The sequence below is a fragment of the Stenotrophomonas sp. STEN033 genome (assembly GCF_056856655.1).
In genome coordinates, this window is sequence record NZ_JBXFWM010000019.1 from 56,623 (window position 1) to 69,669 (window position 13,047).

At 68.0% G+C, this 13,047-nt stretch carries 15 protein-coding genes and 1 pseudogene; 2 read left to right on the plus strand and 14 right to left on the minus strand.

All coding sequences use genetic code 11. The features are described from left to right. The first annotated feature begins 54 nt into the window (after positions 1-54). On the plus strand, positions 55-1,800 hold the full coding sequence (locus tag AC1VXC_RS08885; RefSeq protein WP_079862784.1) for an alpha/beta hydrolase: 1,746 nt from the start codon (positions 55-57) through the stop codon (positions 1,798-1,800). 30 nt (positions 1,801-1,830) lie between these two features. Here the strand turns inward: AC1VXC_RS08885 and AC1VXC_RS08890 are convergent, their stop codons facing one another. Both AC1VXC_RS08890 and AC1VXC_RS08895 read right to left on the minus strand, forming a co-directional pair. After that, positions 1,831-2,274, minus strand: a complete 444-nt coding sequence (locus AC1VXC_RS08890; protein ID WP_047290313.1) for a hypothetical protein — start codon at positions 2,272-2,274, stop codon at positions 1,831-1,833. 384 nt (positions 2,275-2,658) lie between these two features. Beyond that, positions 2,659-2,913 (minus strand): annotated as a pseudogene (locus AC1VXC_RS08895) (IS91 family transposase); the annotation flags it as partial. A 69-nt stretch (positions 2,914-2,982) separates the two neighbouring features. Between AC1VXC_RS08895 and AC1VXC_RS08900 the strand changes: the two are divergent. Beyond that, on the plus strand, positions 2,983-3,456 hold the full coding sequence (locus AC1VXC_RS08900; protein ID WP_127005324.1) for a hypothetical protein: 474 nt from the start codon (positions 2,983-2,985) through the stop codon (positions 3,454-3,456). Between the two features lie 575 nt (positions 3,457-4,031). On the opposite strand, the gene AC1VXC_RS08905 is transcribed toward AC1VXC_RS08900, so the two are convergent. From AC1VXC_RS08905 to AC1VXC_RS08960, 12 genes are all read right to left on the minus strand, one after another. Continuing rightward, positions 4,032-4,424, minus strand: coding sequence for a hypothetical protein (locus AC1VXC_RS08905; RefSeq protein ID WP_047290294.1), 393 nt, complete (start codon positions 4,422-4,424; stop codon positions 4,032-4,034). A 672-nt stretch (positions 4,425-5,096) separates the two neighbouring features. Further along, positions 5,097-5,438 (minus strand): cation:proton antiporter, encoded by a 342-nt coding sequence (locus tag AC1VXC_RS08910; RefSeq protein ID WP_047290293.1) that lies wholly within the window; start codon positions 5,436-5,438, stop codon positions 5,097-5,099. Further along, the gene (locus tag AC1VXC_RS08915) at positions 5,435-5,746 is read right to left on the minus strand and encodes an MrpF/PhaF family protein (RefSeq protein ID WP_047290292.1); all 312 of its coding nucleotides are present in this window, start codon (positions 5,744-5,746) and stop codon (positions 5,435-5,437) included. The genes AC1VXC_RS08910 and AC1VXC_RS08915 overlap by 4 nt, the downstream gene beginning before the upstream one ends. Further along, positions 5,743-6,090, minus strand: a complete 348-nt coding sequence (locus AC1VXC_RS08920) for a Na+/H+ antiporter subunit E (protein WP_047290291.1) — start codon at positions 6,088-6,090, stop codon at positions 5,743-5,745. The genes AC1VXC_RS08915 and AC1VXC_RS08920 overlap by 4 nt, the downstream gene beginning before the upstream one ends. Before the next feature lie 34 nt (positions 6,091-6,124). Then, positions 6,125-7,588 (minus strand): complex I subunit 5 family protein, encoded by a 1,464-nt coding sequence (locus AC1VXC_RS08925; RefSeq protein WP_047290290.1) that lies wholly within the window; start codon positions 7,586-7,588, stop codon positions 6,125-6,127. After that, positions 7,585-8,013: an NADH-quinone oxidoreductase subunit K gene (locus AC1VXC_RS08930; protein WP_047290289.1), complete on the minus strand. Its 429-nt coding sequence runs from the start codon at positions 8,011-8,013 to the stop codon at positions 7,585-7,587. Before AC1VXC_RS08930 ends, AC1VXC_RS08925 begins: the two co-directional genes overlap by 4 nt. Then, positions 8,010-8,423: an MnhB domain-containing protein gene (locus tag AC1VXC_RS08935; protein WP_279824023.1), complete on the minus strand. Its 414-nt coding sequence runs from the start codon at positions 8,421-8,423 to the stop codon at positions 8,010-8,012. The genes AC1VXC_RS08930 and AC1VXC_RS08935 overlap by 4 nt, the downstream gene beginning before the upstream one ends. 26 nt (positions 8,424-8,449) lie before the next feature. Continuing rightward, a complete protein-coding gene (gene mbhE / locus AC1VXC_RS08940) occupies positions 8,450-10,741 on the minus strand; it encodes a hydrogen gas-evolving membrane-bound hydrogenase subunit E (protein WP_481539680.1) in 2,292 nt (763 codons plus the stop codon). 2 nt (positions 10,742-10,743) lie between these two features. Further along, complete coding sequence (locus AC1VXC_RS08945) at positions 10,744-11,829, minus strand: calcium/sodium antiporter (protein WP_047290287.1); 1,086 nt, start codon at positions 11,827-11,829, stop codon at positions 10,744-10,746. Between the two features lie 20 nt (positions 11,830-11,849). After that, positions 11,850-12,083: a lipopolysaccharide assembly protein LapA domain-containing protein gene (locus tag AC1VXC_RS08950; RefSeq protein ID WP_053506161.1), complete on the minus strand. Its 234-nt coding sequence runs from the start codon at positions 12,081-12,083 to the stop codon at positions 11,850-11,852. A 152-nt stretch (positions 12,084-12,235) separates the two neighbouring features. Continuing rightward, positions 12,236-12,715, minus strand: a complete 480-nt coding sequence (locus AC1VXC_RS08955) for a tellurite resistance TerB family protein (protein ID WP_047290285.1) — start codon at positions 12,713-12,715, stop codon at positions 12,236-12,238. 48 nt (positions 12,716-12,763) lie between these two features. After that, positions 12,764-12,919 carry a hypothetical protein gene (locus AC1VXC_RS08960; RefSeq protein ID WP_154583166.1) on the minus strand — a complete coding sequence of 52 codons (156 nt, stop codon included), beginning with the start codon at positions 12,917-12,919 and terminating at the stop codon, positions 12,764-12,766. Between the last annotated feature and the right edge of the window lie 128 nt (positions 12,920-13,047).

Below are 13,047 nucleotides of genomic sequence, written 5' to 3' on the forward strand. Positions count from 1 at the left end.
GCCTATCCGTGTCCGGTATATTGGCCCAAGGGGACCACTCGCAGGGGATACTTGATGCGACAGGACGACGACGCTGCACTCGCTTCCGGTACTACATCCGATGGCTGGTTCACCCGGCTCCGGCGTTCGCTGCTGGCGCGCCTTGGCAATACCGGGCTCGTGCTGGGGACGTTGTTCTTCGCCGCCTCGCTCACGCCCAGCCTCACGCCACGGATCACGGTCGCGCAGGCGGTGCTGTCGGGCATGTGCCTGGCCGCCGGCTACGGCCTGGGCGTGCTGCTGCGCTGGCTGTGGGGATACCTGGAGCTGCCGCTCCCCGGGCCGGCGGGACAGCCGCGTCGCCGCCGTATCGCGGTCGTCGCCTGCGCGGTCATCGCCGCGCTCGCGCTTTGGCGCAGCCAGCATTGGGAAAACATCGTCCGCGAACTGATGCACCTGGCTCCCGCCGGTCCATCGCGCATCCTGGGCGTACTCGCGGGTGCGGCGGTCGTGGCGCTGCTGCTGGTCGTGCTGGGCCGCATCGCGCTGATGATCATCAAGGCGGTGATGCGCCTGGTCACCCGCAAGGTGCCGCGACGGATCGCGCACGTGGTCGGTGCGATCGCCGGCGTGCTGCTGCTGGTGGGCCTGGTCAACGGCGTGATCCTGTCCTCGTTGCTGGACACCCTGGACGCCTCCTATCGCCAGGCCGATGCACTGATCCCGCCCGACATGCCGCCGCCGACCGAATGGGACAGCCCCGGCAGCGCGCAGTCGCTAGTGGCCTGGAACCAGCTCGGGCGCATGGGCCGGCGCTACGTCGATGCCCGCCCCACCGCCGACGAACTCGCCGCCTACGCCGGTCCCGGCGCCAAGGCGCCGCTGCGCGTGTACGCGGGCCTGCCCACCGGCGACACGCCCGAAGAGCGCGCCCAGCTGGCGCTGGAAGAACTCAAGCGCGTCGGCGGCTTCGAGCGCAAGGCGCTGATCATCATCACTCCGACCGGCACCGGTTGGGTCGACCCGTCCGGCATCGACGGCATCGAATATCTCTACCGCGGCGATGTGGCCAGCGTCGCGGTGCAGTACTCGTACCTGTCCAGTCCGCTGACGCTGTTCCTGGATCCGGACACAGGCGGGGTCACCGCGCGCGCACTGTTCCGCGAGGTCTACGGCTACTGGCGCACGCTGCCGCCCGAGCGGCGGCCGAAGCTGTACCTGCACGGCCTGAGCCTGGGCGCGCTCAATTCGGAACGCTCGTTCGAGATGTTCGAGCTGCTCGGCGAACCATTCGATGGCGCGGTCTGGAGCGGACCTCCGTTCGCCGCCAGCAAGTGGGCCGGGCTGACCCGCTCGCGCAATCCCGGTTCGCCGGTGTGGCTGCCGCAGTTCCAGGACGGCTCGTTCGTCCGCTTCATGAACCAGGACGGCAGCTCCACCCCGCCCGGCACGCCGTGGGGCCCGATGCGCGTGGTCTACCTGCAGTACGGCAGCGACGCGGTGACGTTCTTCGACCGTCACGGCTTCTTCCGCGAACCGGAACTGCTCGATGCCCCGCGCCCGCCGGACGTATCCCCGGCGATGCGCTGGTATCCGGTCGTGACGATGATGCAGATGGCAATGGATACTTCGCTGTCGATGAGCGCACCAATGGGTTTCGGCCACGTCTACGCGCCATCGCACTACATCAACGCCTGGCTGGAAGTCACCGGCATCGACGACTGGTCGCCCGAAGACGTGGCCCGCCTGCAGCGCCACCTGGATGAGCGCCGGGCCGAAGAGCTGTCCAAGGATGGCGGCGAGGAGACCGTGGACGGCTGAACGTCGACGGTCTTGCGTGGACCGGCACCCTCAGTACATCCCGACCATGTTGAGGAACCAGCCCTCGTGGTCGTAGTCGAAGTCGGTCAGGTCGTCGCTGAACTCGGTGAAGTTGTAGCCGGCGCCGATGCGGAAGTTCTTGCCGATGTCGCGGTCCAGTCCGACCAGCCAGCCCTGCCGCGTGCCGCCGGCCTGCACGTCCAGCCAGCGGTATTCGGCCAGCGCGTGCCAGGCGTAGACCACCTCGTAGCGCAGCTGTAGCGCGGCGAAGTCGGTGGCCGAGTCGAACCACGGCCCGCTGCCGCGTCCGTAGCGCACCTCGCCCTCGCGCCGGGCGAGCTTGCCGGCCACTTCCCAATGCTGGTCGTGGCGGTAGACGCCTTCCACCGACAGCACCTGGGTTTTCTGGTCGTAGTCCTGCTCGCGCTGGCCCAGGCTGGAGAGGTCGTACAGGTAGGTGTAGCGGCCGAACATTTCCCAGCGCGCGCTATCCCACGGCCGCCAGGCGAAGCCGGCGTTGCCTTCGATGAAGCGCGCGTTCGCCAGGCGGTCGCGATGGTCGTCGGTGTCGGCGTAGTTCAGCCGGCCGGCGATGCGGAAGCGGGTATAGGAAGTTCAACCGCCCTTTTTTGCGAGTCTGGCGGGTAGGAAGCGGCCGCGCAAGCGCCGCTTTGGGCACAGATCGGGCACAGATCGGGGGTTCATGCGTGGGTTTTCGACATCGCGGGGCCGCGCAGCGGCTCAGTGCGTAGCCATTTCTCACCGAATCCCGGCACAGGGCCGAGCGCAGCCCTGCGGGGTCGTGGCCGCATCGGATCGGACTCTGGCTTGGCTGCCGGCTGTGTGGCCGGCACCTCATCACGCGGCCGGCGGCGGGGCGCGCGGTGCGGGCCGGTAGTGCGCTTGCTCCAGCGCGCCGTGTTTCTCGAAGTGGGCGAGGATGGCGCGGATGGCGGTGGGTTCTTCGATGCTGGCGACGATCCGTACCGCGCCGCCGCAGTGGGCGCAGGTGGTGATGTCGATGGAAAAGACCCGCTTGAGCCGTTGCGCCCAGCTCATCGCACGGCGCTTCTGCTCGGGGCTGCGCGGCTCGTCGTGGGCGCTGACGTTGACCACTTCCGGGCCCAGGCGCAGGAGCAAAGGGCACGCGAGCAACGTCAGCACGAACAGGCCCTTCAGGCGTTGCAGGTCGAACTCCGCCAGGCCGCGGACCAGGTCACCGCCAAGAACGCGGAGCTGCTGAGACTCAATCGTGATAACGGCCGCCTGCTTGAACAGACCACGCACCAGCAGAAGGCGTTGACGGAGGCCGAACGCGAGGTCCGCAAAGCTCGTGAAGAACTGGAATCCTTGCGACCGCTTCCGGCACAAGTGACATCCCTCGAACAGCGAACGGCAAAGGCGATCACAGACGCAGAGGTGCTGCAGTCCCACCTGGACCAGGCGAGATCGCAACTTGAGCAAACGCGCCGAGAGCTACGCGATTCCGAACTCGAACGCGAGCGAACCCAGGCTCGGTTTGAAGGCATGCAGGCCGCGTGGGCTCAGCGTGATGCGACATTGACGCCGGCGACGGAGCCCGTCGAGCGCACCGGCAAGCGTCGCGTGCGTCCGCCTGCAGCCGAAGAGGCGACCCAAGACCTTCCTCTGAAGTAATGGGCGCCAGCGGCGCGGCGAAGGAACACAACGTCTCACTGATCTGCGGTGGCGAAATTGCTGCAGCGACAATCGGTTACCGAAGATTGTCGGACTTTTCCCGAATTAACGGCCAACCCTCGGTAACGGTGTTCATGTGAAATCTCCTGTCCCACAAGGGGACCTTGTTCAAACAATGGAAGACATAGTGAAAAGGTTGGGAAGTCAGTCGTTGCTGTGCATGGGCGCTCTCCTTGGGTGTTGGGCTCCGCAGGGGCCGCGAAGCCCTTCGCGGCCATGGGCAGCAGCTGGGGCCGGCGCGGGTGCGCCGTCAAGGGAGGAAGCGAAGGCGCTGGCGCGGCCCGCAGGCGCAGCCGAGGACACGGGCGCCGCAGCGGCCCTTGACGGGGGGAGCGCCCGCAAAGGCCAGGCAAGCCGGTGAAACCGGCGCGCAGGGGGTGCGAATCGCGCAGCACTGCCGGAGAGAAAGGGGTCGGCCCATTGGGTTGAGGGTCAACCCCAACAGCGCAGCACAGCATCAGAAAAGCGCCGCTCCCGCGATGTACGGGGCGGCGCCACAAGGCCTCAACGCAGCGTCAATCTGTCGCAGGCACCATCGCCTGCAGTTGTTCGATCACGCCAAGCTCGACAAAGACACACGGCTGCTCGGCCGCGACCGGAACGTTGAACACCCGGGCGAAGGCATCCCGCTTCAAATGCGCCAGCCGCCCGGTGCGGTACGCCTGATCAGGCTTCATCAGGCCCGAACCCGACGGCGTTCCGCTGCGCTGCGGATCGCATTCGACCAAGGCCACGAAGCCCTCCGAAAACAGGCGCTGGTGCTTGGGACACAGCCCCCAGCCCGTCGTCGTGTGGTGCTTCATGCTCGCGCGCAGGCGCCGGTCGAGCAAGATGTTGCCGGTATCAAAAGCAGTGCCGCACACCAGACAAAGCTGCTGCTCCAGCGAAACGTGTGATTTGTCGTCCATGACCAACTCCGGTGATCGGGCGGGATTGCCCGAGACCGGAAACGGCACGCCGCAGCGCAGCGGTCACAGGTTCGAAGACGGCCGAACGGCCGCCAGCGACCACAGGACGCGCAGACCTTGACAGCGAGAACGGTGTGCAAGGATGAAGGGATCAGCAAGCCAGCCCCACCACACAAGCAGGCACGAAACAGGCAAGCGCAGCGCGCAGGCCGGGGGCCCACCGACGGCCGGAGTGCGTCAGAGATCGGAGCCGAATGGCTGCGACCCGCAGGGGCGCGGGGCGCAGCCCGCAGAGCCCGACGGAGGTACGCCGAGACGCGAACGCCAATCTCTCGCACCAAACAACATCAAGTTCTGCGAGAACCACCGATGTCAAAGAACAAGCTACAAACGAAAGCAATGAATACACCTCGACCCAGCGGGCCAAAGCACAGTACGTACAGGTGGCGCCAGCCATGCGCTCGACCAAGGTTTCCCTCGTAGCCGCCTGCACCAGACCCCATATTGCCGGGGACTTCTATACCGACAACCAGTTCGTCAGTCTCGTCACCGAAACCCCCGCGACTTCGGTGTATGCATGCTCGTTGTTCAGAATAACTGGCAGCTTGATTTGAACGGCAGCAATTCAACGCTCTTGGCTGAGTTCAATCAGGCGCTGACGGAACACCTGTTTCAGTCAGGCGTTCCGTCCCAGTCCGTGTTGGAGACGAACTCCGCCGCGTCGACCGCTTGAGCCAGACCCCCTTCGCGCACTGCAGCCCGTGCCAGCAGGTGAGAAGCCACCGGCAAGGTCGCCAGCAGAAAACCCAGGATCAGCAGCAGCCGCCAGGTCCAGGCCGTGTCCTGGGCCACGAGCAAGGCGCCCACGCACACGAGCGTCAGCGCCAACGTGCCCGCCTTCGTCGCCGCGTGCTGGCGGGCCAGTGCATCGGGCAACACGATCACGCCCCAGGCTGCGATCACCAGCAACACCGCGCCAGCAGCAAGCAGCAGCCCGCCCAGGGTCGTCATCATCGCCGCTCCTCCTGCGTATCGGACGGCGCCGACCGCTCGATCAAGCGTGCCCACCCCACCGTCCCCACGAAGCCGACCAGCGCAAGGCCGATGGCCACGTCGAGGAACACGGTGCGGCGGGTGGCCAGCGAGGCCGCAACGCACAGCGCCACGGCGGCCGCCAGGAAGATGTCGAGGGCCACCACGCGATCCGCATGCCGAGGCCCGCGCACGATGCGCACGGTGGCGATCAGGGTCGCGCACAGCGCCAGCAAGGTGAGCACGGCTGTGGCCCAGCCCACCGAGGCCGCGTTCAGCAGCCCGTTCATGCCGACTCTCCAAACCAGGCCAGCAGCGGCGGCTCGAAGTCGCGCCGGATGGCGTCGACCTCAGCCGCCGCGTTGTTCGCGTCGAGCATGTGCAGCACCATCTCCCGGCGCACCAGGTCGATGTCGATCACCGTCGTCCCCGGCGTCAGCGAGATCATGCAGACCAGCAGCGCAGCGCCCTGTGGACTCATCGGCGCGAAGCCGATGCGCACGAAGGTCGCCGCAGGCGCCGTGCCGATAGCCAGGCCGCGCCGAACGATCGCGGCAACCGTTTGCACGCCCGAGGCGAGCATCGCCCAGCCAAAGCGCAGTGGCAAAAGGACGGCGGCGGTGAGCTTGTTCATGCGGCACGGCAATTCATGTGGCGGCTCCTGCGGTTCATTTCCGGCCCAGCGTCGCGGCCGCGGCCTGCGCGAACTCGATCAGTGTCTGGGGTGCAAATCCGATCGCAAGCGTCACGGCCGCCAGGCTGACCGTCGCCGCCCAGGCCGGTGCGAGCGCCACGCGCCGCGCTGGCCATACACCTTCCGCATCGGCCAAGGGATGGGGCTTCCAGAAGGCCTCGGTCCAGATCTTCATCATCGAGTAGAGCGTCAGCACGCTCACCAGCAGGGCCAGCGCGGCCCACGTGTAGCGCCCCTGTGCAAAGGCCTCCTGCAGCACCAGCAGCTTGGCCCAGAAGCCCGACAGCGGCGGAATGCCTACCAGCGACAAGGCCATCACCGCGAACAGCAGCGCCAGCATCGGCCGTGCGGCGGCCAGGCCACCGATGCGCCGCAGGTCGTAGCTGCCGGCCACGCTGGCCACCATGCCGGCGGTCAGGTACAGACTGGCCTTCACCAGGCTGTGGTGCAGCGTGTAGAACAGCGCCGCGGCATGGCCGGCCGGGCCGCCCAGTGCCACCGCCAGCAGCACGTAACCGATCTGGCTGACGCTGTGGAAGGCCAGGATGCGCCGCATGTCCCAGTGGTGCGCCGCGCCCAGCACACCAGCCACCATGGTGGCCACCGCCACCCAGCCCAGCACCTCGTACAGCGCCGCACCTTCGGGCATGAACACGTCGCCCAGCATGCGCAGCACGGCGTAGGCCGCCACCTTGCCCAGCAGCGCGGCGAACAGGGCCAGCACCGGCGCGGGCAGCGTGGGGTAGGACGCCGGCAGCCAGGCATACAGCGGAAAAGCCCCGGCCTTCAGCAGCAGCCCCACCGTCAGCGCCGCCAGCAACGTGTGCAGCAGGGCCGGGTCGAGCTGGCGCGCCGCCAGTGCCAGCCCGCCGTAGTTGAGCTGCCCTGTGGCGGCATAGAGCAGCCCGATGGCGGCCAGCAGCAGGAGCGTGCCGAACAGGTTCAGGCCCAGGTACTTGAAGGCGGCATCGAGCTGGTCGCGCCGGCCGCCCAGCGCGATCAGGCCCAGGGCGCAGATCAGCATCACCTCGAACCAGACATAGAGGTTGAACAGGTCGGCGGTGCTGAAGGCACCGGCCACGCCGGCCAGCGTGCCGTGCAGCAGCGGCAGCAGCAGCCGGTGGCGCGGACCGGGGTCGGCGTCGCTGCCCAGGAAGATCAGCGTGACCAGGCCCATCAGCGCCGTCAACAGCAGCAAGGCGGTGGACAGGCCGTCGAAGCGGAACTGAATGCCGTAGGGCGCGGGCCAATCGCCGAAGCTGACGCCGACCGGGCCGCTGGCGCTGACCTGCGCCAGCAGCGTCACCGCCGCCCCCAGGAAGCCCAGGACGCCGACGAAGCTGATGGCCTGCTGCGTGCGGGACCGGCCCGAGAACAGCGCCGTCAGGCCCGCGGTGGCCAGCGGCACGAGCACGGGTGCGGTGGCGACGATGCTCACGTGTCGGCCCTCTGCGGCCGCGCATCGTCGTCGGCATGGACGGCATCGAAGGCCAGCGGCGGCTTCACGGGGTCCGCCGGCTCGGGCTCCACCAGCCGCAGCGCCAGCGCATCGTCGGTGCCGACGCGCCGCACCAACTGCATGACCAGCACGAGCGCAAAGCACATCAGCGCGAACCCGATCACGATGGCGGTCAGCACCAGCGCCTGCGGCAGCGGGTTGGCCGCCTCCTGCAGCACCCGGCCGCCCGCCTCGATCACCGCCGGCTGCGCCGACCCCAGGCGGCCCGCGGCCAGCAGCAGCAGGTTCACCGCGCTGCCCAGCAGCGCCAGGCCCACCACGCAGCGCAGCACGTCGCGCGACAGCGCCAGGTACAGCCCTGCGGTCAACGTGATCCAGAGCGCGAAGGCGACGGCCCAGATCATTGCGCGCCCTCCTCCGCCTCGTCGCTGTCGAGCAGTGCGATGGCATAACCCCCCAGCGCACCCCACACGCACAGGTAGACGCCGAGATCAAACACCAGCACCGTGGACACCGGCAGCGTCGTGAAGCCCAGCGGCACACCGGCCCACAGGTGCGTAAGGTAGGCCTTGCCCATCAGCCAGGCCGGCAGGCCCGACAGCGCGCCGACCAGCACGCCCAGCGCCGCAAGCCGCACCGGCGAGCGCAGCGGCAGGCGCTGCGTGGCGGCATCGGGTCCGTGCGCGACGGCCCACAGCACGCTGGCGGTCACCGCCAGCAGGCCGCCGATGAAGCCGCCGCCGGGCTCGTTGTGGCCGCGCAGCAGGACCACCAGCGACGCGGCCAGGATCACCACGTACAGGGGCTTAGCCACTACCTCCAGGATGACCAGCCGGCGGTTCATCGTCCGGCCTCCGTGTCGCGCCGGGTGCGCACAGCACGCAGCAGCGGCACCGCCGCCAGCAGCGACAGCATCACGACCGTGATCTCGCCCAGCGTGTCCAGCGCTCGGAAGTCGACCAGGATCACGTTTACCACGTTGCGGCCCTGCGCGGCCGGCACACTGTGCTCGCCGAACCAGCGCGACAGCGTGTCGTCGAAGGGCAGCGCCACGGCGGCCAGCAGCAGCGCGGTCAGCACGGTGGCGAAGGCCAGCGACAGCACGAGCGCCATCGGGCGCCAGACCGGCTCGGGCACGCTCATGGCCTTGCCTTGGCGTTTCAACGCCAACAGCACCGCCGCAACGACGATGACGAACACCGTCTCAACGACCACCTGTGTGAAGGCGACGTCCGGCGCCCCCGCAAAGAGAAACAGCACTGCGCTGCCGTAGCCCACGAGACCGGCACCCAGCAGCAGCACCAGGCGGTCCTTCAGCGTGGCGGCCGCCATGGCGCCGACAGCGATCAGTAGCACGGCACCGGCCACGCCCAATGGCGGCGCAGACCAGGCCGGCCAGGCCAGCGTGGGCGCGGCTGCCACCAGCGGGAGCCCGATGGCCAGCACCGCCGCGGCCGCCGCCACGGCCATGTAACCTGGCGAGCGTCCGTGCTGCAACGCCCGCGTACTGAACGCAGCGAGACGCGGAATCCAGTCCAGGGAACGTTCGTAGAGCCTGGCAAGGCCGAAGGTGGCTAGCCGCGGGGCAACCGCATCCACCATGCGGTGCAGCACGTCCCACAGCAGATAGACGATCGCACCCAGCGCCAGCGTGGTGGCAAAGGTCAGCGACTCTGCCAGCAGTGCCCGCGCCAGCGGCGCCAGCACAGGGTCGTCGCCGGCGGTCATGGCCACCCCCGCAGCTTCTACCATCGGCTGGGCCCAGGCCGGGAACAGCCCCAGCGCGACGCCGAAGGCGGCCAGCACCATGGGCGGCAGCACCAGCGCGGGACCGGCCTCATGCACGCCGGTGAGCGCGGGCTCGGGCGCGCGGTGCCAGAACACGCGCACGGCGGCGACACCGGCCACGGCCACCGCGATGGCCGAGAACACCGTGTTGGCCAGCGGCGCGAAAGCCAGCACGTTGTCGGCCGCCTTGGCGTCGCCGATCAGGTCCTTCACCACGAAGCCGAACGACAAGGGGATGCCGGCCATCGACATGCCGGCCAGCGCCGCCGCCGCCGCGGTCCACGGCATGGCGTGGCGCAGGTTGCCCAGTCGGTCGATGATGCGGGTGCCGGTGCCATGATCGACATTGCCAGCGACGAAGAACAGCGGCGCCTTGTACAGCGCATGCGCCAGCAGCAGCGCGCCCACAGCCACCGCAGCACCTTCGCCTGGCATGCCCACCAGCGCCACCAAGGTGCCCAGCGTGGCCACCGTCGACCAGGCCAGGATGCGCTTGAGGTCGCGCTCGCGCAGCGCCAGCATCATGCCCCAGGCGGCGGTGATCGAACCCGCGCCCTGCAGCAGCACCTGCCACAGCAGCCAGTCGTCGAGGCCGGCGTCCAGCCGCGCCAGCAGGTACACACCCAGCTTCACCATCGTGGCCGAATGCAGGTAGGCCGACACCGGTGTTGGCGCGGCCATCGCGTTGGGAAGCCAGAAGTGGAACGGGAACTGCGCGCTCTTGGTGAAGGCGCCCACGATCACCAACAGGACACCCGCCGTCAGCAGCGGGGTGGGCGCGGTGGCCGGCAGGCGTTCGACGATCACGCTGATGGTGCTGGTGCCCATCACCTGCCCGATCAGGATCAAGCCCGCCAGCAGCGCCAGGCCGCCGGTGCCTGTCACCAGCAGCGCCTGCTGCGCCGCCTTGCGGCTGACCGCGCGTTCATGGTGGAAGCCGACGAGCAGGAAGGACAGCACGCTGGTGGCTTCCCAGAACAGGAAGAGCGTGAACAGATTGTCAGCAGTGACGCAGCCGATCATCGCCACCATGAACAGCGTGAGCTGCACGAACAGCCGCCGTTGCCCCGGGTGGCTTGCGAAGTAGCCGCCGGCGTAGACGAATACCGCGCTGCCCACAGCCGTGATCATCAGCAGCATCAGCACCGCCAGGCCGTCGATGCGCCAGGCCAGCGAGATGCCCAGCGCCGGTATCCACTCGAGCGCACCACCCGTCGGCAGCTGCAGCCACAACAACATGCCCACCACGACGCCCAGCGCGGCCAGAGGCAGCGCCGTGAAGGCGGCACGAGAGGCCAGCCCCATGCCGCCATCGGCCGCCGAGCTCAGAAGCGGCGTGCCCACGCTCAGCGCCCCGCCCGCCGCAACATCGTCACGCCCAGCGTGACGATGGTCAGCGGCACCACGAACCCCAGCATCGCGTCGCCGAAGGCCTGGACGCCGTCATGGCGCTGCGCCGCCAGCACCAGGTAGGCCACATACGCGACGTAGTAGCCCAGGAACAGGCCGCCCTCCCAACGGGCGATCTCGCGACCGGTCAGGAAGACCGGCAGGCAAGCCACCAGTGCGGCGAGCATGACCCACAGATCAAACCGGGCCACGTCCGGCGGCAGCGGCAGCGCGGCACCGGTGCCCACAGCCGCCACGACGGCCCCCAGGCCAACGACGCCAAAGAGGTTGAACACGCAACTGCCCACCACGTTGCCCACGGCGATGTCGCGTTCGCCCTTGAGGCTGGCCACTACCGATGCCGCCACCTCCGGCAGCGAAGTGCCCGAGGCGACGATGGTCAGGCCGATGATCACCTCCGACAGACCGAGTGCACGCGCGAAGATGACTGCCGCCTGCACCAGCCAATCCGATCCCAGCACGAGCAGCACCAGCCCGGCGACGATCAGACCGAGCTGTGCCGGCAGCCGGGCGTCCCACCGCCCCGCCTTGGCCGGCTGCAGTGTGTCGGCGTACTCGTCGGGACCGGTCGCGGCCGGCTCCGCGCGCGACTGCCGGACCAGGAACGCGGTGTAGGCCATCAGCAGGCCGAGCAGCAGCGATCCGTCGAACAGCCCCAACGATCCGTCCAGGCCCAGGACGATGAGCAACACGGCGCCGCCGATCATGATCGGCGCCTCCTGGCGGATGACTTGCCGGTGCACCGCCAGCGGCGTGATGAGCGCGGCCAGGCCCAGGACGAACAGCACGTTGAAGATGTTGCTGCCCACGGCGTTGCCCACCGCCAGCCCGCCCTGCCCGGCCAGCACTGCGCCGGTTGTCACGGCCATCTCCGGTGCACTGGTGCCAAAAGCCACCACCGTGAGACCCACCACCAGCGGCGACAGACCCAGGCGCAATGCCAGGAGCGACGCACCGCGCACGAGGATGAAGGCGCCGGCAACCAAGGCCAGGAGCCCCCCCGCGAACAGAAGAAAAGTCATTGCCGCAAAGTCGCCATGGCTCAGTTGCTCAAGGGAGGTTTCGAGGTGGCGCCGCGCACCCAGCTGCGAACCATGGACAGGAGCGTGCCTCCCGTCAGCATGCCCAGCACGTACACCGCCAGCAGCAGCAACGACAGCGGTAGCGTCAAGCTCGCAGACAGGAACTGCACGGTCACAGTGTCGAGGTTCTGGAACTTGAAGAGAAAAACGACAGCCGTCATGGCGAGCAGCAGGGCCAAGTAGACATATTTCATGTTGTTCTCTCTTCGCACAGCAGACAAGCTGTTGCGGGAATTATACCTTTGTTGGTCAGCTCGACAAACAACAAGGCCGACAGCGCTGCAGCGCGGCCGGCCTCGGGAATGGAGAATGGGGGAAGGGGAATCGCCTGATGCTTGATCGAACGTTAGCCCGGCATCGAGATGCCAGGGCGCGGCACCACCTGAAAGTCGAGGCCGTAGACCAGTGGTTCGACACACTCCTGGTCTTCCATCGGCAGCACCCACCGCTCAAGTGCCGCGCGCAACAACATCGACTCGCCCGGGTGCACCTCGCCGTCGGCCTCGATGACTTGAGCGCAAAGCTTGATCACCAGCGCCTGCAACGCGACGTTATCGATCTCGTCCAGCCAGGCGGCGAGCGTCGGACCGTCGATCAGGATATCCCGCCCCGGGCGAACACCGGTCATCAGGTCCTGGCACAACTCGTCCAGAACGACATGCCATTGCAGGCCATGCAGATCGAGCCGTTCGAAGGCCTGCGTGTCGGCCAGTCGCTGCCATTCGACATCCTTGATGTCGCCGTTGGCCAGCAAGGCGGTGGCCAGGATGCGCCCGGCGGCCTGAGGGCTGTTGCGGGGGTAGTGCCGGAAAACTGGGTGGTTCATTGGCTTGGTCCTCCTTAAGGGGCCATGGAGAGCGGTGGATGGCGGTGGTCAGCCGAGCCTGAACACCACGAAGACGGTCAGCGTCATGGCCAGCAGTGTCCAACCAGCGGCTCGCGCCGCGGGGTGCCAGCGGGTGACCGATGGCGTGATGGCGATGGTGGTGGCACGTTGCTGCCGGGCGCGGTGGGAATGAAGATGGTGCATCGTGAAGCTCCTGGAGTTAGGGCGTGTTAACACTAATGGCGATTTCTGCGACTGCGCGGGACAATCTCTGGCATGGAGATCACACCCGAGCAATTCGCCACCATCGAGCACTGTCTGCCCAAGCAGCG

Coding starts and splice junctions, on each gene's coding strand:
- AC1VXC_RS08890 (WP_047290313.1), bottom strand. CDS start 2,274: ATGTTCGGCCGCTACACCTACCTGTACGACCTCTCCAGCCTGGGCCAG.
- AC1VXC_RS08960 (WP_154583166.1), bottom strand. CDS start 12,919: ATGCACCATCTTCATTCCCACCGCGCCCGGCAGCAACGTGCCACCACC.
- AC1VXC_RS08920 (WP_047290291.1), bottom strand. CDS start 6,090: ATGAACAAGCTCACCGCCGCCGTCCTTTTGCCACTGCGCTTTGGCTGG.
- AC1VXC_RS08955 (WP_047290285.1), bottom strand. CDS start 12,715: ATGAACCACCCAGTTTTCCGGCACTACCCCCGCAACAGCCCTCAGGCC.
- AC1VXC_RS08950 (WP_053506161.1), bottom strand. CDS start 12,083: ATGAAATATGTCTACTTGGCCCTGCTGCTCGCCATGACGGCTGTCGTT.
- AC1VXC_RS08910 (WP_047290293.1), bottom strand. CDS start 5,438: ATGATGACGACCCTGGGCGGGCTGCTGCTTGCTGCTGGCGCGGTGTTG.
- AC1VXC_RS08885 (WP_079862784.1), top strand. CDS start 55: ATGCGACAGGACGACGACGCTGCACTCGCTTCCGGTACTACATCCGAT.
- AC1VXC_RS08945 (WP_047290287.1), bottom strand. CDS start 11,829: ATGACTTTTCTTCTGTTCGCGGGGGGGCTCCTGGCCTTGGTTGCCGGC.
- AC1VXC_RS08930 (WP_047290289.1), bottom strand. CDS start 8,013: ATGATCTGGGCCGTCGCCTTCGCGCTCTGGATCACGTTGACCGCAGGG.
- AC1VXC_RS08905 (WP_047290294.1), bottom strand. CDS start 4,424: ATGGACGACAAATCACACGTTTCGCTGGAGCAGCAGCTTTGTCTGGTG.
- AC1VXC_RS08915 (WP_047290292.1), bottom strand. CDS start 5,746: ATGAACGGGCTGCTGAACGCGGCCTCGGTGGGCTGGGCCACAGCCGTG.